Annotated in this window: 18 protein-coding genes and 1 riboswitch; of the genes, 13 read left to right on the forward strand and 5 right to left on the reverse strand. The window is 67.2% G+C overall.

The window, feature by feature from the left end; all coding sequences use genetic code 11:
- Positions 1-13: 13 nt before the first annotated feature.
- Complete coding sequence (locus tag N0K08_RS20295) at positions 14-202, reverse strand: hypothetical protein (RefSeq protein ID WP_261502222.1); 189 nt, start codon at positions 200-202, stop codon at positions 14-16.
- Between the two features lie 117 nt (positions 203-319).
- Between N0K08_RS20295 and N0K08_RS20300 the strand changes: the two genes are divergently transcribed.
- The 3 genes from N0K08_RS20300 (at position 320) to N0K08_RS20310 (ending at position 2,775) form a co-directional block, all read left to right on the forward strand.
- Entirely contained in the window at positions 320-910 is a 591-nt protein-coding gene (locus tag N0K08_RS20300) for an IMPACT family protein (RefSeq protein WP_261502223.1), read from the forward strand.
- Positions 911-992: 82 nt separating this feature from the next.
- Entirely contained in the window at positions 993-2,438 is a 1,446-nt protein-coding gene (locus N0K08_RS20305; protein ID WP_261502224.1) for a dihydrolipoyl dehydrogenase, read from the forward strand.
- A gap of 127 nt (positions 2,439-2,565) precedes the next feature.
- Positions 2,566-2,775, forward strand: a complete 210-nt coding sequence (locus N0K08_RS20310; protein WP_261502225.1) for a hypothetical protein — start codon at positions 2,566-2,568, stop codon at positions 2,773-2,775.
- Positions 2,776-2,856: 81 nt separating this feature from the next.
- Here the strand turns inward: N0K08_RS20310 and N0K08_RS20315 are convergent, their stop codons facing one another.
- Positions 2,857-3,741: a LysR family transcriptional regulator gene (locus N0K08_RS20315; RefSeq protein ID WP_261502226.1), complete on the reverse strand. Its 885-nt coding sequence runs from the start codon at positions 3,739-3,741 to the stop codon at positions 2,857-2,859.
- 110 nt (positions 3,742-3,851) lie between these two features.
- Here N0K08_RS20315 and N0K08_RS20320 point away from each other — a divergent pair, with 110 nt between their 5' ends.
- The 3 genes from N0K08_RS20320 to N0K08_RS20330 all read left to right on the forward strand — a co-directional run bounded on the left by N0K08_RS20320 (position 3,852) and on the right by N0K08_RS20330 (position 6,823).
- Positions 3,852-4,844, forward strand: coding sequence for a Bug family tripartite tricarboxylate transporter substrate binding protein (locus tag N0K08_RS20320; protein ID WP_261502227.1), 993 nt, complete (start codon positions 3,852-3,854; stop codon positions 4,842-4,844).
- Positions 4,845-4,879: 35 nt separating this feature from the next.
- Positions 4,880-6,502: a gamma-glutamyltransferase family protein gene (locus tag N0K08_RS20325; RefSeq protein ID WP_261502228.1), complete on the forward strand. Its 1,623-nt coding sequence runs from the start codon at positions 4,880-4,882 to the stop codon at positions 6,500-6,502.
- 99 nt (positions 6,503-6,601) lie between these two features.
- On the forward strand, positions 6,602-6,823 hold the full coding sequence (locus N0K08_RS20330) for a helix-turn-helix transcriptional regulator (RefSeq protein ID WP_408642987.1): 222 nt from the start codon (positions 6,602-6,604) through the stop codon (positions 6,821-6,823).
- A gap of 34 nt (positions 6,824-6,857) precedes the next feature.
- Here the strand turns inward: N0K08_RS20330 and rlmB are convergent, their stop codons facing one another.
- Positions 6,858-7,613: a 23S rRNA (guanosine(2251)-2'-O)-methyltransferase RlmB gene (gene rlmB / locus N0K08_RS20335; RefSeq protein ID WP_261502229.1), complete on the reverse strand. Its 756-nt coding sequence runs from the start codon at positions 7,611-7,613 to the stop codon at positions 6,858-6,860.
- 278 nt (positions 7,614-7,891) lie between these two features.
- On the opposite strand from rlmB, the gene sstT reads away from it, so the two are divergent.
- From sstT to N0K08_RS20355, 4 genes are all read left to right on the forward strand, one after another.
- Positions 7,892-9,118, forward strand: a complete 1,227-nt coding sequence (gene sstT, locus N0K08_RS20340; protein ID WP_261502230.1) for a serine/threonine transporter SstT — start codon at positions 7,892-7,894, stop codon at positions 9,116-9,118.
- A gap of 27 nt (positions 9,119-9,145) precedes the next feature.
- The gene (locus N0K08_RS20345; RefSeq protein ID WP_261502231.1) at positions 9,146-9,616 is read left to right on the forward strand and encodes a CopD family protein; all 471 of its coding nucleotides are present in this window, start codon (positions 9,146-9,148) and stop codon (positions 9,614-9,616) included.
- A gap of 19 nt (positions 9,617-9,635) precedes the next feature.
- Positions 9,636-9,872, forward strand: a riboswitch (cobalamin riboswitch).
- 64 nt (positions 9,873-9,936) lie between these two features.
- Entirely contained in the window at positions 9,937-11,784 is a 1,848-nt protein-coding gene (locus N0K08_RS20350; RefSeq protein WP_261502232.1) for a TonB-dependent receptor domain-containing protein, read from the forward strand.
- Between the two features lie 53 nt (positions 11,785-11,837).
- Positions 11,838-12,728 carry an ABC transporter substrate-binding protein gene (locus N0K08_RS20355; protein WP_261502233.1) on the forward strand — a complete coding sequence of 297 codons (891 nt, stop codon included), beginning with the start codon at positions 11,838-11,840 and terminating at the stop codon, positions 12,726-12,728.
- Positions 12,729-12,737: 9 nt separating this feature from the next.
- Here N0K08_RS20355 and N0K08_RS20360 read toward each other — a convergent pair whose 3' ends face one another.
- A complete protein-coding gene (locus N0K08_RS20360; RefSeq protein ID WP_261502234.1) occupies positions 12,738-13,715 on the reverse strand; it encodes a LysR family transcriptional regulator in 978 nt (325 codons plus the stop codon).
- 107 nt (positions 13,716-13,822) lie between these two features.
- Here N0K08_RS20360 and N0K08_RS20365 point away from each other — a divergent pair, with 107 nt between their 5' ends.
- From N0K08_RS20365 to N0K08_RS20375, 3 genes are all read left to right on the forward strand, one after another.
- Complete coding sequence (locus tag N0K08_RS20365) at positions 13,823-14,458, forward strand: LysE family translocator (RefSeq protein ID WP_261502235.1); 636 nt, start codon at positions 13,823-13,825, stop codon at positions 14,456-14,458.
- 135 nt (positions 14,459-14,593) lie between these two features.
- Positions 14,594-15,952 carry an aspartate aminotransferase family protein gene (locus N0K08_RS20370; RefSeq protein ID WP_261502236.1) on the forward strand — a complete coding sequence of 453 codons (1,359 nt, stop codon included), beginning with the start codon at positions 14,594-14,596 and terminating at the stop codon, positions 15,950-15,952.
- Positions 15,953-15,973: 21 nt separating this feature from the next.
- Positions 15,974-16,765, forward strand: a complete 792-nt coding sequence (locus N0K08_RS20375; RefSeq protein WP_261502237.1) for an IclR family transcriptional regulator — start codon at positions 15,974-15,976, stop codon at positions 16,763-16,765.
- A 7-nt stretch (positions 16,766-16,772) separates the two neighbouring features.
- On the opposite strand, the gene N0K08_RS20380 is transcribed toward N0K08_RS20375, so the two are convergent.
- Positions 16,773-18,035 (reverse strand): Zn-dependent hydrolase, encoded by a 1,263-nt coding sequence (locus N0K08_RS20380; RefSeq protein ID WP_408642988.1) that lies wholly within the window; start codon positions 18,033-18,035, stop codon positions 16,773-16,775.
- Positions 18,036-18,079 lie beyond the last annotated feature (44 nt).

Below are 18,079 nucleotides of genomic sequence, written 5' to 3' on the forward strand. Positions count from 1 at the left end.
GCGCTCGAGCGCTTCACCACTCACCCACATCGCGGATACGCTGATCAAGGTCCTGGGCCGCGGCCTGAACCTCCTGCGCACTGTCCGCGGCAACCATCTGCGGCGGCCTCTCCAGCCGCTCCGGCAAAGGCGGCGGGCTGAAATGGTTGCGACCGAAAGTGTGTGCAGCCAGGTCGCGGGTCTGGGGCGTGGTGCTTGACATGGGCATTGCCTCCTTGTGCCTTGAGACTAAGATACCGCCCCTTTCACGCATGTAGGACAAGTGCGAAGCCTGACGTCACCCGTCGCCTGCACGGCTTGCGTTAAGCTCGGCAGCCCCATGCCCCAGACCCTCGCCGCCCCCGCCCACAGCGAACTCATCATCAAGAAAAGCCGCTTCATCGGCTGCGTGCAACCCATGACCGACCGCGCCAGTGCCCAGCAGGTCGTGGACGGGCTGCGGCGCGAGCACCCCGGAGCGGCCCATGTCTGCTGGGCCCTGCTCGCGGGCGGCCAGTCGGCGGCCGTGGACGACGGCGAGCCCAGCGGCACCGCGGGCCGGCCCATGCTTGATGTGCTGCGCCACCAGGAGCTCGAAGGCGTGCTGGCCACCGTGGTGCGCTATTTCGGTGGGGTCAAGCTGGGCGCGGGCGGCCTGGTGCGCGCCTACACCGACTGCGTCGCCCAGGCCTTGCTGACCGCGCCCAAGGTCCTGCTGCAGCGCATGACCTGCCTGCGCTGCAGCGTGCCCTACTCCCTTGAAGGCCTGTTGCGCCGCGAAATCGCCGGCGTCCAGGCCGAATTGCTGGACGTGGCGCACGGCAGTCTGGTCACGCTGCGGTGGCGCATGCCCGAAGACGCCAGCGCGGCCTTTGTCCAGCGCCTCAACGATATCGGCCAGGGCCGGGTGGGCTGGCTGGACCCTGAGTAGAGCGCCTGGCGGCGCCTGGTCTGGCGCCAGCGCTTCATCCCAGCCTACAAGCCGATTCACCCATGGCGCGCACAGTGGTGGCATGCATCAGCCCCATGACTACGATTACGACGTTCTGATCATCGGTGCCGGCTCCGCTGGGCTGGCCGCCTTGCGCGCCGTGCGCCGCCGCACGCAACGCTTTGCCCTGATCGACCAGGGCCCCTGGGGCACAACCTGCGCCCGCGTGGGCTGCATGCCGTCCAAGCTGCTGCTCGAAGCGGCCCACGCTTTCCACCGGCGCCACCAGTTCGAGGCCTTCGGCCTGCGCGGCGCGGAGCAGTTGCACGCCGACATTCCCGCCGTGCTGCAACGGGTGCGCGACGAACGCGACCGCTTTGTCCAGGGCGTGCTGGCATCCACCGCCGACCTGGGGCAGCGCGCCATCACCGGCCGGGCGCGCATTCTGGATCCACACACCGTGGAGATCGACGGCCAGCGCACCTTGAGCGCGCGCAGCCTCGTCATTGCCACGGGCTCGAGCCCGCACATCCCGCAAGAATGGCAGGCGCTGGGCCCGCGCCTGCTGACCACCGACAGCCTGTTCGAGCAAAACGACCTGCCGCGCCGCATCGCCGTACTCGGACTGGGCCCGCTGGGCGTGGAAATGGCCCAGGCCCTGGCCCATCTGGGCCTGGACGTCACGGCCTTCAGCAGCAGCCAGCATCTGGCGGGCATCCGCGACCCGCAGGTGCGTGCGGCGCTGCAGCAAAGCCTGTCCAGCGCCATGCGCCTGCAGCTGGGGCAGGAACCCAGGCTGCTGACCGCCGACGCGGGCGCGATCACCATTGCCGCCGGCGAGGTTTCTGTGCAGGTCGACGCCATGCTTGCCGCCACCGGCCGGCGCCCGCGCATAGCAGGCCTGGGCCTGGAAAACCTGGGACTGCCGCTCAACGAGCGCGGCCTGCCCGAGGTGGACCCGCATACTTTGCAATTGGGCCAGTTGCCGGTGTTCTGGGCCGGCGACATGAACGCCGACCGCGCCCTGCTGCACGAAGCCGCCGACGAAGGCGAGATCGCGGGCAACAACGCCATGGCCGAGCACCCGCATGCCTTTGCCCGGCGCACGCCCCTGGCGATCACGTTCACCGAGCCTTCCGTGGCCTCGGTGGGCCTGACCTACGACGACCACTGGAGCGACGAAGTCGCGATTGGCGGAGTGGATTTCGCCAACCAGGGCCGGGCCCGCGCCGGCCTGCGCAACCAGGGCGTGCTGCGGCTGTATGCCAAGGCGGAAGGCGGCGAACTGCTCGGCGCCCAGCTGTGCGCGCCCGCGGGCGAACACCTGGCCCACCTCATCGCCTGGGCCATTGCCCGGCGCGCCACCGTGGCCGAGCTGCTCGACATGCCTTTTTATCACCCAACGATAGAGGAAGGGCTGCGCACCGCCTTGCGCGATGTCCAGGCCCATATCCACCCGCCGCGCCATCCCGCACCACCGCCCGTGCCGGCCTATTGCGAGCAAAGCAGCCTGGACTGCCTGGATTGAACGCACCATCCGAAAGCCCGAAAAGCGCGGCTGCACAGCGCTTCTTCCGAGCATGACCAGGGCCGCTGCTTGGCTACAGTTCACTGGTCGTCAACTCTGACATCTGATTCGCAAGGAACCCGCCGCCATGGACATCGCCTACCAAAGTGCTCTCACCAACGCCTCCCGTGCCTGGTCGCAGCAACGCGTGGTCGATGCCCAGAGCCTGGCCGTGCTGCGCCGCGGCGAAGCGCCCCAAGCCAAAGCCATGGGGCCTTCGCCTGCACAGCAGGCCTTGCTGCAGCCCGAGCTGGCGCGCTTCGGCGTATTGGGCACCCGGCTCAACCTCTTCGCCTGAAGGCTTCAGCGCAGGCCCAGGGCCTGGGAATCGGGGGGCGCAAGCCCGTCCGCAAGCATCCCCCGGGATGCGACACGCAACTCACACCGCAGCGCCCCGCGCCGCCAGAAACTGCTGCCCCACGGCCGTGACCACCTCGGCGCGCGCCGCCGTGCTCAACTGCACCAGGGCGATCTGGCGGCTTTCGGCTGCCTGAGGGATAGGCACCACCCGTAGCCGCGGGTTTTTGTCCCAGGCATGCCTGGCCAGCAGCGGCAGCATGGCCACGCCCATGCCGTCGCTCACCAGTTCCACAATGGTTTCGATCGAGTTCAGCTCCATGAACTCCTGGGGCTTGGCGCGCAGCCGGCGCAGCGTGCGCTCGACCAGCTCGCCCGTGTGCTCGGTGCGGTCAAAGCGGATAAACGGATAGCGCTGCACCATGGTGGCAGGCTCGGCCGGCCTGGAGGAGCGCGAGGTCAGCAGCACCATGGGTTCGGCATACAGCGGTGTCCAGACCAGCGACGGGCGCTTGAGCGCCGGGTCATGCACCACCACGGCCGCATCGAGTTCATGGTTTTCCACCTGGGCAATCAGTCGATTGGACTTGCCCGAGACCACATGCAGGTCCACCGCGGGGTGATGGCGCTTGAGCTCCAGCGTAGCGCGCACCAACTCGCTCAGCGCCGAGACGATGGAGCCGAATTGCACGGTTCCGGCCAGCGGCGCATCCGCCTGGGTGCCGTGCTTGGCCTGTTCATACAGCGCCACCAGCTGCGTAGCAATGGGCACCAGCGCCCGCCCCTGCTCGTTGAGCGCCACCTGCTTGCCCTGGCGTGTGAAGAGCTTGCGCTTGAGGTCGGCCTCCAGGGTGCGCATCTGCAGCCCCACGGCCACCTGGGTCAGCCCGACGCGATGTCCGGCCGCCGTGAACGAACCTTGCGAGCAAACCGCGAGAAAAGTGCGAAGAATCCGCAGGCTTGGCATAAATGGTTTTCTTTCAAGAGACGGAAGAAAGTCCAGCTTTCACAAAGCGCTTTCTATCATCAAAATCGGCAACTTCAGCCCTGCACGCTGCATTAATTCTGGAGTTTTCCATGCTTGAACACATGTCCCGCCGGCTCTTCACCTACGCCACCTTGCTGAGCTGCGGCGCCGCAGGCCTGGCCACGCCGGCCCTGGCCGCCGATCCCTGGCCTTCACAGCCCATCAAGATGCTGGTGGGCTTTGCAGCCGGCGGCGGCAACGACATCGTCGCGCGCATTCTGGCCAAGGAACTGCAGCAGAGCCTGGGCCAGAGCGTGGTGGTCGAAAACAAGGGCGGCGCGGGCGGCCTGCTGGCCAACGACATCGTGGCCAAGTCCCCCAAGAACGGCTACACCTTGCTGCTGGGCTCCATCGGCAGCAACACCATCGCGCCGGTGCTGTCCAAGAAGCTTTCCTATGATCCGCGCAAGGATCTCGAGCCGATCAGCCTGGTGGCCGAGTCGGGCAACGCCCTGTTGGTGAACGCCAAGCTGCCCTACAAGACGGTCAAGGAAATGACCGACGCGGCGCGCAAGGATCCGGGCACCATCAACTACGCCTCCTCGGGCAACGGCTCGACGCTGCATCTGGCCGGCGCGCTGTTCGCGCAGCAGGCGGGCGTGAATCTGGTGCATGTGCCCTACCGTGGCAACGGCCCGGCGATTGCCGATGTCTCCGCGGGCCAGGTCCAGGCCATCTTCTCGGGTATTCCACCCGCCATCAGCTCCTCCAAGACCGGCCAGACCCGCATTCTGGCGGTGACCACCAAGGAGCGCGTGAAGTCCCTGCCCAACGTGCCCACCGTCGCCGAAGCCGGCCTGCCCGGCTATGCCTTCACTTCCTGGTATGGACTGTTCACCACGGGCGGCACGGACCCGGCGATCGTCGAGAAGCTGGCGCAGGAAGTGCGCAAGATCATCGCCCGCCCCGATGTGCGCGCGCAGCTCGAGGCCCAGGGCCTGACCCCCGAATCCAGCGATCCCAAGACATTCAAGGAGCAAATCGACCGCGAGCTCACACGCTGGACCCGCGACATCAAGGTGCTGGGCATTACCACCGACTGAATTTCCAAGATCCCGCGCCCGTGTCAGGAACTCCCATGAATGCCCCTTTTTCTCCCGGCAACCCGTACAGCTCCGTGCGCGTGCCCGTTTTCGCACGCAATGGCGTGTCGACCTCCCATCCCCTGGGTGCGCAAGCCGGCTTGCGCATGCTGTGGGCCGGCGGCAATGCCGTCGATGCGGCCATAGCGGCGGCCGCCGTCATGACCATCGTCGAGCCGGTCAGCAACGGCCTGGGCTCGGACGCGTTCTGCATCCTGTGGGATGGCTCGCAGTTGCACGGTCTCAATGCCTCGGGCCGCGCGCCCCAGGGCTGGACGCCCGAATATTTCGAAAAACGCTACGGCAAACAGGCCAAGCCTCCGCGCCGCGGCGTGGACTCCATCACCGTGCCCGGGGCCGTCAGCGCCTGGGTCGCATTGCACGAGCGCTTCGGCAAGCTGCCGTTCGCCAGCCTGATGGAGCCCGCCGCTGAAATCGCCGAGCGCGGTTACCTGGTGCCTCCCGTGGTGCAGCAAAAATGGGCCGCGGGCGCACCCGAGCTGCAGGCGCAGCCTGGCTTTGCCCAGAGCTTTATGCCCTCGGGCCGGCCACCGGCCGTGGGCGAGCTGTTTCGCTTTCCAGCGGCCGCGCGCGCCCTGCGCGCCATCGGAGCCAGCCACGGCAAGGCTTTTTATGAAGGCGAAATCGCCTCGGCGGTCACGTCCTTTGTGCAGCAGCACGGCGGCTGCCTGAGCATGGCCGACATGGCCCAGCACCGGCCCGAATGGGTCACGCCCGTGGCCAAGGACTACCGCGGCTACACCTTGCACGAGATTCCGCCCGGCGGCCAAGGCATCGCGGCGCAGATCGCGCTGGGCATTCTGTCGAATTTCGACCTGGCCAGCCTGCCACTGGATGGCGTGGCTTCCCAGCATCTGCAGATCGAGGCCATGAAGCTGGCGTTCGCCGATGTCGACCGCTATGTGGCCGATGCCGGCATGGAAGTGACTACCGCGCAAATGCTCGACAATGCCTACCTGGCATCGCGCGCAAAGCTCATCGATCCCCTGCGCGCGCAGGATTTCAAGGCGGGCAATCCGGTCCAGGGCGGCACCATCTACCTGAGTGCGGTCGATGAAAGCGGCATGATGGTCAGCTTCATCCAGAGCAACTTCTCGGGCTTTGGCTCGGGTGTGGTCGAGCCCAGCTTCGGCATCAGCCTGCAAAACCGCGGTTTCGGCTTCAGCGCCGACCCGGACGGCGCCAACCGCGCGAACCTGGTGGGTCCGGGCAAGCGACCGTTTCACACCATCATCCCGGCCTTCCTGACCCAGGATGGCCAGCCGGTGATGAGCTTTGGCGTCATGGGCGGCAACATGCAGCCGCAAGGCCATATGCAGACCTTGGTGCGCATGATCGACTACCGCCAGTCGCCACAGGCCGCTTGCGATGCACCGCGCTGGCGCTACAACCAGGGCCTGGCGCTCAATGTCGAAGCCGGCATGAACCCCGCCACCGTGGCGGGCCTGCAGGCCCTGGGGCACCAGCTGGAAGTCATCGATGATCCCTACCAGGACTTCGGCGCCGGCCAGTTCATCTGGCGCATGGGCGACAGCGCCGTCGAGGGCTACCAGTTCGCCAGCGATCCGCGCCGCGACGGACTGGCCGCGGGCTTCTAGCCGCGAGTTGACGGCCCAGGCATCTGAGGGGCTCCGCCCCCCAGCGCGGCTACGCGAAGCGAGCAAGCGTGGGGGTCTTGTTTTTGCGATGATCGCGCCATGACCCATCCCTTGATAGAACAACTTACCCAGGCGCGCAAAGCCGCGCAGATGACCCAGGCCGATCTGGCCGAACGCGCCGGACTGTCGCGCATGACGGTGCAGCGCCTGGAAAGCGGCGGCCTGGACCCGCGCCTGTCCACCTTGAGTGAAATGGCCCGCGTACTGGGCCTGCAATTCCAGGCCAGCGCCCTGCCACAAGGCGCTGATACCCAGACTTAATGCAAAAGGCCTGCTTGCGCAGGCCTTTTTTGCATCAAGCTGCTGCGAGTCGCTGGCGTACGGCTTCGAACAGGCACACGCCGCTGGCCACCGAGACGTTCAGGCTCTCCACGGCGCCTTGCATGGGAATGCTCACCAGCTCGTCGCAGGTCTTGCGCGTCAGCTGGCGCATGCCGTCGCCTTCGGCGCCCAGCACCAGAGCCACCGGGCCCTTGAGGTCGACCTGGTACACATTCTTCTCGGCGTCGCCGCTGGTGCCGATGATCCAGATATTGCGCTCCTTGAGCTCATTGAGCGTGCGCGCCAGATTGGTGACCATGAAATACGGCACGGTCTCGGCCGCGCCGCTGGCGACCTTGGCCACGGTGGCGTTGATGCCGGCCGCATGGTCCTTGGGAGCGATCACCGCATGCGCACCCGCGCCATCGGCCACGCGCAGGCAGGCGCCGAGGTTGTGCGGATCGGTCACGCCGTCGAGCACCAGCAGCAACGGGTTCTTGACGCCGCTTTCTTCCAGGTTCTCGAGCAGCTCGTCGAGCGAGGTGACCTGCTTGGTGGGCTCGACCCGTGCCGCCACGCCCTGGTGGCCATGGCTGCCAGCGAGCTTGGCGAGACGCTCGCCGTCGGCTTCGATCAGGCGAGCTCCGGCTTCACGCGCACGGTCCAGGAACTGGCGCATGCGGGCGTCGCGGCGCGAGGCCTCGTAGTAGATTTCGACGATGGATTGTGGCGCGGTCTTCAGACGCACGCCGACGGCGTGGAAGCCGAAGAGAACTTTGGGGGACGACATAGCCTTGGATTATCGGGCGAAGCGCATGCCCGGCCCCTGCCCGGTGGCATCCAGGGCCGGAAATTGTTGCCAAAACCCCTCCCACATGGGGCGGCGGCGGACTGAACGGCCATGATCCGGTCGCGAACAGCACTGCCAGGCGGGTTATGGCCGCAGCGCTTAAACTCGCGCGTTCCGTCCTGCGGGCAGGGGCCTTACCGGCCTTGCTCGGCCTGCAGCGGCGCGCGGATTCCGCCGCCCCCCGCGCCTTTTCCGCCTTACTGAACCTCCGTTTTCCCATGATCTTCAAGCCACTGCTGCACTGGTTGCACCGTACCAGCCTCGTGACACAAATCGTGATTGCCTTGATCGCGGGCATCGCTTTCGCCTATCTGTGGCCGTCAGCCACTCCCAGCGTCGCGCTGCTGGGCCAGTTGTTCATCTCCGCGCTCAAGTCGGTGGCGCCGGTACTGGTGCTGATCCTGGTGATCGCCGCCATCAGCAACCACCGCCCCGGCGACGCCACGCTGATCCGGCCCGTGCTGTGGCTTTATGTCATAGGCACGCTGACGGCCTCCATCGTCGGCGTCACGGCCAGCATGCTGTTCCCCTCGACGCTGGTCTTGCAGACCGCGGCCGCCGCCACGGTCGCGCCGCCCGGCAATGTCCAGGAAGTGCTGATGGCCCTGGTGCTCAGCGCCGTGGACAACCCGATCAACGCCTTGATGCACGCCAATTACATCGGCATCCTGGTCTGGGCCGTGGCCATAGGCATGGCCTTGCGCCACGCCAGCGAAGGCACGCGCCGCCTGACGAGCGACCTGTCGAACGCCATCACGGCCATCATCCAGGGCGTGATCCGCTGCGCGCCCCTGGGCATTTTCGGCCTGGTCGCCGCCACGTTCGCCGACGCGGGCACGGCCGCCCTGCTCGGCTACGCCCACCTGCTGAGCGTGCTGATAGGCTGCATGCTGTTCGTGGCACTGGTGGTCAACCCCTTGATCGTCTACGCCAAGATCCGCCGCAACCCTTACCCGCTGGTGCTGATGTGCCTGCGCGAAAGCGCGGTGACGGCCTTCTTCACGCGCAGCTCGGCCGCGAACATCCCCATCAACCTGGCCCTGGCCAAGCGCCTGAACCTGGATCCCGACACGTACAGCATCGCCATTCCCCTGGGCGCGACCATCAACATGGCGGGCGCGGGCATTACCATCAGCGTGCTGTCCCTGGCGGCCGCCCATACGCTGGGCATCGTGGTCGACATCCCCACGGCGATTTTGCTGTGCGTGGTGGCGTCGGTCTGTGCCTGCGGCGCGGCCGGCGTGGCGGGCGGCTCGCTGCTGCTGATTCCCCTGGCCTGCAGCCTGTTCGGCATTTCCAACGACGTGGCCATGCAGGTCGTGGCGATTGGCTTCATCATCGGTATCCTGCAAGACTCCGCCGAGACCGCGCTGAACTCCTCGACCGACGTGCTCTTCACCGCCGCGGCCTGCCAGGCCGAAGCGCGCAAGACCACGGGTCTCTGACCACCGACTACCAACCACAGGCCCTCCATGCTGTTTGCCCCCCTCAAGTACATCCACCTGCTGGCCGTCATCGTCTGGCTGGGCGGCATGGTGTTTTCGCACTTTTTCCTGCGCCCCGCCGTGCAGACGCTGGAGCCCTCCGTGCGGGTGCCGCTGATGCACGCCGTGCTGCGGCGCTTTTTCGCGGCCATGCTGGTGACGGTGCTGGTGCTGCTGCTGTCGGGCCTGGGCATGGTGGCTTCGGTCTACCAGATGGCGGCCATGGCCGACCTGCAATTCCATATGCCGCTGTCGTGGAAAGTGATGGCGGCGCTGGGCCTGGTGATGGCGGCCTTGTTCGGCCATATCCGTTTCGCACTGTTCAAGCGCCTCGATCGTGCCGTGCAAGCGGCCGACTGGCCCGCCGGCGGCAAGGCCCTTGCCAGCATCCGCTTCTGGGTCGCGGCCAATCTGGCCATAGGCGTGGTGATCGTCACCGTGCTGCGGCTTTCGGCCTGAAGACCAGGACGCCGCACCACGCTAGAATCGCGGCGTTGGTGCGTGCCCTGCAGTTCTTGCCGGGCCGTTAAACGGGAAACAGGGTGGCGGCGATGCATTTCGCCCGCCTGGCCTGTACTGCCCCCGCAACAGTCAGTGATCAGAACCTGTTATCGCAGGCCAACGGACATCTGCAAGCCACTGGCGTCCACCACGCCGGGAAGGCCATGTCCGTCCACTCACCAGTCTGGATACCGGCCAACAAGGTGGTTTTTGCCCCGGGCAAAAGCCTTGTGAGTGAAGTGTCGGCGGGGTCGCTGGCGCGAACTGGTATGCCTTTCATGACTTTTTTCCAAGCAATCCACGCCGGCGTGCCGGCGCGTATGAGCGCCTGCGCGCTGGCCGTCCTCGGCCTGTGCTCCGCCGCCGGTGCGCAGACCGCGCCCGCGCTGGACACCATGGTGGTCACGGCCGCGCGCCTGCCCCAGCCACTGCGCACCGTCACGGCCGACATGAGCGTGATCGACGCCGCGGCCATTGAGCGCAGCGGCGCCGTCGGTGTCGCCGACCTGCTGTCCCAAGTACCCGGCGTACAGATCACGCGCAACGGCGGCCCCGGACAGATCACTTCGGTATCGCTGCGTGGCGCCGGCAACCAGCACACGGCCGTGTTCATCGACGGCGTGCGCTACAGCAGCCAGGAAATGCAAGGCGGAGCGGTCTGGGAGGCCCTGCCGCTGGCACAGATCGAGCGCATCGAAGTGCTGCGCGGCCCGGCCGCGGCCATCTACGGCTCGGATGCCATGGGCGGCGTGATCCAGATCTTCACGCGCCGGGGCGACGGTCCGCTGCGCGCCTACGCCGAGGCCGGCCTGGGCAGCCAGCACAGCTCCAAGGTCGCCACGGGCCTGCAAGGCGGCGCCAATGGCTGGAGCTATGGCCTGCATGTGGCCGACGAGCGCAGTGACGGCTTCAATGTGGGCAGCCCCTGGGTGGCCAACCCCGACAAGGACGGCTATGCCAATTCTTCGCTGGGGCTCAATGCCGGCCTGAAACAAGGCATCCACCAATTCGATGCGCGCCTGCTGCACAACCGCCTCAAGGCCCATTACGACCAGAGCCCACCGCCTTTCGACGACTTCGACACCGTGAAGAACACCACGGGCTCGCTGCGCTGGCAGGCCGCCTGGAGCGACCGCTACCAAAGCGTGGTGCAGTTGGGCCAGTCCCGCAACGACACCCAGCGCAACACCACGACCCCCGAAAGCGCCAAGGGCAACAGCACCAACTACCTGTGGCAAAACCAGTGGAAACTGGGCGCCCACCGCCTGAACCTCGATCTCGAGCGGCGCGAGGACCGGCTGACCACCAACTACGCCTGGACCCAGAACACCGACAGCCGCCGCGTGCAGGATTCGTTGTCGGCGGGCTGGCGCTATGCCAATGGCGCGCAGCAGTTCGACGCCAATGCACGCCATGACCGTATCCGCGACCAGCAAAGCAAGACCACGGGCGGCCTGGGCTACGGCCTGCAACTGGGTGACACGCTGCGCTGGGTGGCTTCGGCCGGCACGGCCTTTCGCACGCCCACGCTGTACGAACGCTTCACCGGCCAGGCCGCGATCGATCTGAAGCCAGAAAGCAGCACCAACCTCGAAACCGGGCTGCACTACACCGCCGGCAGCCATCAGCTGTCCGCCGTGGCCTACCGCAACAAGATCAAGAACCAGATCACTTACGACTGGACCAGCATGCCGGCCTGCAACTGCTACCGCAACTGGGAAAGCGTGGAACTCAAGGGCTTGACGCTCAGCGGCGCGACCCGCCTGGACCGGCTGAACCTGGGCCTGTCGCTGGACTTCCTCAACCCCAAGAATCTGGAAAACGGCAAGCTGCTGCCCTACCGCTCCAAGCGCATGTTCAAGCTCACGGCCGACACCCAGGTCGCGGGCTGGACGCTGGGCAGCGAAGCCCAGCTCTACAGCGCGCGCTTCACCGATGCTGCCAACAGCGACAGCCTGGGCGGCTACGGCGTGGTCAACCTCTACGCCCAGCGCAAGCTGAACAAGGACTGGGCGCTGCTGGCGCGGATCAACAACCTGGCCGACCGCGACTATGCTCCGACCAAGGGCTATGCCAATGGCGGTCGCACGCTCTTCATCAGCATGAAATGGGCGCCGCAGAACTGAGCGCGCTTTTGCCTTAAGGTAGCGGGGTGTCCGCGCCCCGCTACCTGTCCTTGATGCCTTCTTCCCTGCCGCACCGTTTTATTTCCTGGCCCTGCGCTCTGTACAGCGCCCTGCTGGCCTGCGCGCTGTTGGGAGCCGCGCCCGCCCAGGCCTATGCGGTGCGTGACACCCAGGGCCGCACGGTCGAATTTGCCCAGGTGCCGCGGCGCATCGTCTCGCTGCTGCCCTCGACCACGGAGTGGCTGTGCGCGCTCGGCGCCTGCGATCGTCTGGTGGGCGTGGACGCGTCCTCGAACTATCCGCCCCAGGTCGCCCGCCTGCCGCGCCTGGGCAAGATCCATGCGCCGCAGATCGAGGCCATCGTGCGCCTGCGCCCCGATGTCGTGCTCATGGCCTACGCGCCGCCCCTGATGGCCCAGCTCGCCCAGTTCGGCATTCCCGTGCTGGTGATCGACGCCCAGGACACGGCCGGCATGCAGGCCCAGTTGCGCACGCTGGACAGCTTGCTGCAGCAGCAACGCGCGCCCGCGCTGCTCGCGCAGATGCAGGCCGACGTGCAGCGCGTCGCGCGGTCGGTGCAGGCGAGCGCGGGGCGCAGCGTCTACTTCGAAGTCGACGCCACGCCTTACGCGGCCGGCCCGCACTCCTTCATCGGCGAGCTGCTGTCCCAGTTGGGGGCACGCAACATCGTCGCGGCCTCGCTCGGGCCCTTCCCGCGGCTGGCGCCCGAATACATCGTGCGCCAGAACCCGCAGCTCATCATCCACACGCCGGAGACCAAGGCGGCCGACTTCGCGCGCCGCCCCGGATGGAACGCGATCGCCGCCGTGCGCAGCGGCAGCATCTGCACGCTGAGCACGGCCGAAGTCGATCTGGTGTCGCGCCCCGGACCGCGCCAGGGCGAAGCGGCCGCCGTGCTGGCGCGCTGCCTGGGCCGGCCATAGGCCCCGGGCTCAATCCGGCAGCCCCCCGCCGTGCGCGGCCACCAGGCAATCGATGAAGGCCTGGGCCGCCCGGCTGGGCGCAGGCGACAGCCGCCACAACGCGACGAACTCGCAGTCGTAGTGAAAGCGCGCGGGCGCCACGGCCTGCAGACGGCCGGCCGCTTCCAGCGCCTGGGCGTAATGGTCGGGCAGGAAGCCCATATAGCAACCCGACAGGATCAGCGTGGCAATCGCTTCCTGGTCGAAGCCCGTGGCTTTGCGCGGCAGGCGCGCGCTGTGGCTCAACGCCATATTGGGGGAGTGGTAGCCCAGCCCGGCAAAAGGGTAGCTGCGCAGCGCTTCCCAATCCAGGCCCGCATGGTCGGCACCGAACAGCGGATGCCCGGCCGCGCAGTACAGCCGCATGTGCTCGCCAAACAGCGTGCGGTAGACCAGGCTGGCCGAAGCCCGGTGCGCGGGAATGATGCCCACCTGGAAACGCCCATCCATCAGCCCGCGCTCGACCGCATTGATGCTGCGCACATGCAAATGCAGGTTCACCTCCGGCGCCCGCCGGTGAAAATCCCCGATGGCGCGGTCCAGGTGCGCGGCAGGATTGGTGACCGTCTTGTCGAACACCGCCACGTCCAGCGTCCCGCCCATGCGGTCGTGGATCTCGTCGATGCGGCTGCGAAACAACTCCACCCCGCCCAGCATCTGCAGCGTGGCCTCATAGACCTGCAGCCCCTCGGGCGTCACCGCGAAACCCGCGCGCCCGCGCCGGCACAGCACCAGGTCCAGGCGTTCCTCCAGATCCTTGATATGCCGGCTGAGCGTGGAGGCGCTGATGTTCAGCTCCAGCTCGGCGGCCGACATGCCGCCGCACTCCACCACGCTTTGGAAGACGCGCAGCAGGCGCAGGTCCATGTCGCTGAGCTGGCCCAGTACGGCACGGGAACGCGGCGCGGGCGCGCAAGGCAGGTCGAATGCAGGAGGTCGGGATGTCATGCCACGCAGCGTAGCAAGCTTTGGGCCCAGCGCCGGCGGCAACGGCTCGACAGCCGGCACGATTGCTGGCACGCTACGCCATCCTGTCCGATTCTTGCCTCATCGCCATGATTCCCACCCACGACCTGCTGGTTTTCGCCGGGGCCGCCCTGCTGCTGGTGCTCACGCCCGGCCCGAACATGCTGTACCTGATCTCGCGCTCCATCTGCCAGGGGCGCACGGCGGGCGTGATTTCGCTGGCGGGCGTGGTGCTGGGATTCTTTGTGCACATGCTGGCCGCCAGCCTGGGGCTCACCGCCCTGTTCATGGCCGTGCCTCTGGCCTTCGAACTGCTCAAATGGGCGGGCGCCGCCTACCTGCTGTGGATGGCCTGGCAGGCCGTGCGCCCCGGAGGCCTGTCGCCTTTCGCCCAGACCACGCAGTTGCCGGCCGAATCACCGCGCAAGCTGTTTGCCATGGGCTTGTTCACCAGCATCCTCAACCCCAAGGTGGCCATTTTCTATCTGTCGATCTTTCCGCAGTTCGTCTCGCCCGCGCAAGGCTCCGTGTTCTGGCAAAGCGTGACGCTGGGCATGGTCCAGATCGGCACCAGCTTCACCGTCAACCTCCTCATCGCCCTGTTCGCGGCGCACATCGCGCTGTGGTTTCGCGACAACCCCCACTGGCTGCGCGCGCAGAAATGGATCATGGGCACGGTGCTGGCCGGCCTGGCCGTGCGCCTGGCCCTGGAGCAGCGCCGCTGAGCGCAATGGCAGGGGTCCTGCATCGATTGCTTGCGAAGGCGCGCAAGTAAACATCGGCTTTCGGCCATTCAAGAAAATGGGCCGGGCTCGCACAATGGGCTTTTGCCACCGTCTTTCCCGCCCGAGGAGCGCCCCATGGACTTCACCGACATCGCCCAGCCCGCCTCCACCGCCACGCGCATGGACTCCGCCTGGCTGGACGCCCACTGGATGCCTTTCACCGGCAACCGCGACTTCAAGGCCCGCCCGCGCATGGTGGTCGGCGCCCAGGGCGCCTATCTGCAGGATGCGCGCGGCCGCCAGATCTTCGACGGCCTGTCAGGCCTGTGGTGCTCGGGCCTGGGCCATGGGCGCAAGGAAATCGCCCAGGCCGTGGGCCAGGCCGCGCTGCAGCTCGACTACGCGCCCGCCTTCCAGTTCGGCCACCCCGCGGCCTTCGCGCTGGCCAACCGCATCAAGGAGCTGACGCCCCAAGGCCTGGACTATGTGTTCTTCACCGGCTCGGGCTCGGAAGCCGCCGATACCTCGCTGAAGATGGCCCGGGCCTACTGGCGCGCCAAGGGCCAGGCCGGCAAGACGCGGCTGATCGGCCGCGAGAAGGGCTACCACGGCGTGAACTACGGCGGCATCTCGGTGGGCGGCATCGCCGGCAACCGCAAGCTGTTCGGCCAGGGCCTGGAAGCCGACCATCTGCCCCACACCCAGCCGGCGCCCGGCGGCTTCCACCGCGGCATGCCGGCCATCGACGGCCGCGCACTGGCCGACCGCCTGCTGGACATCATCGCCCTGCACGATGCGAGCACCATCGCCGCCGTCATCGTCGAGCCCTTCTCCGGCTCGGCCGGGGTGGTGATTCCGCCCGCCGGCTACCTGCAGCGCCTGCGCGAAATCTGCAGCCAGCACGGCATCCTGCTGATCTTCGACGAAGTCATCACCGGCTTCGGCCGCTGCGGCGGCTGGACGGGGGCGGAAGTGTTCGGCGTCACGCCCGACATCCTGAACTTCGCCAAGCAGGTCACCAATGGCGTCCAGCCCCTGGGCGGCTGCGTCGCCAGCAAGGAGATCTACGACACTTTCATGGCCGCCGGCGGCCCCGAATACCTGCTCGAGTTCGCCCACGGCTACACCTACTCGGCCCACCCCGTGGCCTGCGCCGCCGGCCTGGCCGCGCTGGACCTGCTGCAAAAAGAAGAGCTGCCCGCGCGCGTCAAGGCGCTGGCGCCCTGCTTCGAAAACGCGGTGCACGGCCTGCGTGGCGCCAAGCACGTGCTCGATATCCGCAACTTCGGCCTGGCCGCGGGCATCAGCATCGATCCCCTGCCCGGCGAGCCGGCAAGGCGCCCCTACGAGATCGCCATGCAATGCTGGGAACTGGGCTTTTACGTGCGCTACGGCGCCGACACCATCCAGTTGGCCCCGCCGTTCATCAGCACCGAGGCGGAAATCGACCGCCTGGTCAGCGCACTGGGCGACGCCCTGCAGGCCACGGCCTGAGCGCCTACACTCCAGCGGACCATGCCCCAGCCTTCTTGCGCCGAGCCGCCCGACGCCCTCTTCAACCAGTCGCTCGCCAAAGGCCTGCAGGTGCTGTGCGCCTTCAATGCCGGCCATCGCAGCCTGACCCTGGGCGAAATCAGCCAGCGCACCGGCATGAGCAAGGCATCGGCACAACGCTCGGTGCACACGCTGCAGGCGCTGGGCTACATCGGCAAGCATCCGTTGACGCGGCGTTTCGGGCTGCTGCCGCGCGTCGTCGAACTGGGCTTCAACTACCTCGACGCGCATCCGCTGATCACGGCCGCCCATTCCTACCTGGCCCAGCTCGCGCGCGACAGCGGTGAAACCGCCACGCTGACCGAGCCCACGGACCACCACATGGTCTACCTGGCCCAGGTGCTGACCACGCAGCACATCCCCGTGCTCACGCCAGTGGGCACGCGGGTGCCGATGTACGCCAGCAGCTGCGGCCGCGCCTACCTCAGCCAGTTGCCCGGGGACCAGGCCCGCGCCCTGCTGCTGGCCATGCCCCGACCCGCGCGCACCCGCGCCACCCTGACCGAAGTCGGCGCCCTGGAGCAGCAGCTGCAGCGCAGCCGCGACCACGGCTACGCCACCAACTGTGAAGAGCTGTTCCTCGGCGACATGGGCCTGGCCGCGCCGGTGTTCAATGTCAGCGGCCGGGTCATCGGTGCGGTGCATGTCGCGCCGCCCACCAGCCGCTGGAGCATGGCCGATGCCGAACGCCAGCTGGGGCCGCTGGTGATCGCCTGCGCGCGATCGATCTCACAGCTGGCCCCCGTGGTCTGAACGCGGATCAGGCCAGGCCGGCGCGGGCCAGCATGGCGTGCAGCAGCACGTTGCAGCCCGCGCTCAGGTGCTCGGCCTTCGCATCCTCGATCTCGTTGTGGCTGATGCCGTCCTTGCAGGGCACGAAAATCATGCCGGTGGGCGCCACACTGTTGATGTAGACCGCGTCATGGCCCGCGCCGCTGACCACCTCCATGTGCGCGTAGCCCAGCTGCTCGGCTGCGTTGCGCACGCTGTCCACGCAGTCGGGGTGAAAGTGGCAGGGCGCGAACTTCACCACCTGTTCCATCTCCACCGTGCACCGGCATCGGGCTGCCAGCTGCGCGAACTGGTCGTGCATGATCCGGTCCATGCGATCCAGGCCGTCCTGCGACAGGTTGCGAAAGTCCACCGTGAACTTTACTTGCCCGGGAATGACGTTGCGTGAATTGGGCAGCACCTGCATATGGCCCACGGTGCCGCGACCGTGCGGGGCCTCGTCATGGGCAATCCGGTTGACCGCATCCACCATGCGCGCCGCGGCCAGCATGGCATCGTGGCGCAACTCCATCGGCGTCGGGCCGGCGTGCGCATCCATGCCGCTCACGGTCACGTCATACCACTGCTGGCCCAGCGCGCCGCTGACCACGCCTATCGGCATGTCATAGGCTTCGAGCACCGGGCCCTGCTCGATATGGGCCTCGAAGTAGGCCGCGAACGGGCCGCCGGGCACATCGCCGCAGGCGACATCACCCCGATAGCCGATGCGCTCCAGCTCGGCCCCCACCCGCAGGCCTGCGCCATCTTGTTGCAAGCGAACGTCTTCTGCACCAAATACACCCACAAATGCACCGGAACCCATCATGACCGGCGTGAACCGCGTGCCTTCCTCATTGGTCCAGAACACCACCTCCAGCGGCGCCAGGGTCTGGATGCCGTGGGCATTGAGCGTGCGCATGACTTCCAGCCCGGCCAGCACTCCGTAGTTGCCGTCGAATTTCCCCCCCGTGGGCTGGGTGTCGATATGGCTGCCCGTGGCCACGGCCCGGGCAGCCGGATCGGTGCCCGCACGACGACCAAAGACATTGCCCACCTCGTCGATGCGCACCGCCAGCCCGGCTTCGCGCATCCACTGCACCACCTGGTCGCGCCCCGCGCGGTCCTCGTCGGTCAAGGCAATGCGGCAGACACCCCCCTTGGGGGTGGCGCCTATCCGCGCCAGATCCATCAGCGACTGCCAAAGGCGATCCCCATCGATTCGCAAACCCGTAGCCATTGTGTTCATACCCATGCCCTCCTTGGTGAAAGACGCATGAACCGCATAAAGCATGCCAG

The sequence above is a fragment of the Acidovorax bellezanensis genome (assembly GCF_025421555.1).
Lineage (GTDB): Bacteria > Pseudomonadota > Gammaproteobacteria > Burkholderiales > Burkholderiaceae_C > Comamonas > Comamonas bellezanensis.

What these genes read in the sequence shown, in the direction of transcription:
- N0K08_RS20320 (WP_261502227.1), top strand. Translation starts at nt 3,852, where the DNA reads ATGCTTGAACACATGTCCCGCCGGCTCTTCACCTACGCCACCTTGCTG.
- N0K08_RS20375 (WP_261502237.1), top strand. Translation starts at nt 15,974, where the DNA reads ATGCCCCAGCCTTCTTGCGCCGAGCCGCCCGACGCCCTCTTCAACCAG.
- N0K08_RS20330 (WP_408642987.1), top strand. Translation starts at nt 6,602, where the DNA reads ATGACCCATCCCTTGATAGAACAACTTACCCAGGCGCGCAAAGCCGCG.
- N0K08_RS20350 (WP_261502232.1), top strand. Translation starts at nt 9,937, where the DNA reads ATGACTTTTTTCCAAGCAATCCACGCCGGCGTGCCGGCGCGTATGAGC.
- N0K08_RS20360 (WP_261502234.1), bottom strand. Translation starts at nt 13,715, where the DNA reads ATGACATCCCGACCTCCTGCATTCGACCTGCCTTGCGCGCCCGCGCCG.
- N0K08_RS20365 (WP_261502235.1), top strand. Translation starts at nt 13,823, where the DNA reads ATGATTCCCACCCACGACCTGCTGGTTTTCGCCGGGGCCGCCCTGCTG.
- N0K08_RS20305 (WP_261502224.1), top strand. Translation starts at nt 993, where the DNA reads ATGCATCAGCCCCATGACTACGATTACGACGTTCTGATCATCGGTGCC.
- N0K08_RS20370 (WP_261502236.1), top strand. Translation starts at nt 14,594, where the DNA reads ATGGACTTCACCGACATCGCCCAGCCCGCCTCCACCGCCACGCGCATG.
- N0K08_RS20325 (WP_261502228.1), top strand. Translation starts at nt 4,880, where the DNA reads ATGAATGCCCCTTTTTCTCCCGGCAACCCGTACAGCTCCGTGCGCGTG.
- sstT (WP_261502230.1), top strand. Translation starts at nt 7,892, where the DNA reads ATGATCTTCAAGCCACTGCTGCACTGGTTGCACCGTACCAGCCTCGTG.
- N0K08_RS20315 (WP_261502226.1), bottom strand. Translation starts at nt 3,741, where the DNA reads ATGCCAAGCCTGCGGATTCTTCGCACTTTTCTCGCGGTTTGCTCGCAA.
- N0K08_RS20310 (WP_261502225.1), top strand. Translation starts at nt 2,566, where the DNA reads ATGGACATCGCCTACCAAAGTGCTCTCACCAACGCCTCCCGTGCCTGG.
- N0K08_RS20355 (WP_261502233.1), top strand. Translation starts at nt 11,838, where the DNA reads ATGCCTTCTTCCCTGCCGCACCGTTTTATTTCCTGGCCCTGCGCTCTG.
- N0K08_RS20380 (WP_408642988.1), bottom strand. Translation starts at nt 18,035, where the DNA reads ATGGGTATGAACACAATGGCTACGGGTTTGCGAATCGATGGGGATCGC.
- N0K08_RS20300 (WP_261502223.1), top strand. Translation starts at nt 320, where the DNA reads ATGCCCCAGACCCTCGCCGCCCCCGCCCACAGCGAACTCATCATCAAG.
- N0K08_RS20345 (WP_261502231.1), top strand. Translation starts at nt 9,146, where the DNA reads ATGCTGTTTGCCCCCCTCAAGTACATCCACCTGCTGGCCGTCATCGTC.
- N0K08_RS20295 (WP_261502222.1), bottom strand. Translation starts at nt 202, where the DNA reads ATGTCAAGCACCACGCCCCAGACCCGCGACCTGGCTGCACACACTTTC.
- rlmB (WP_261502229.1), bottom strand. Translation starts at nt 7,613, where the DNA reads ATGTCGTCCCCCAAAGTTCTCTTCGGCTTCCACGCCGTCGGCGTGCGT.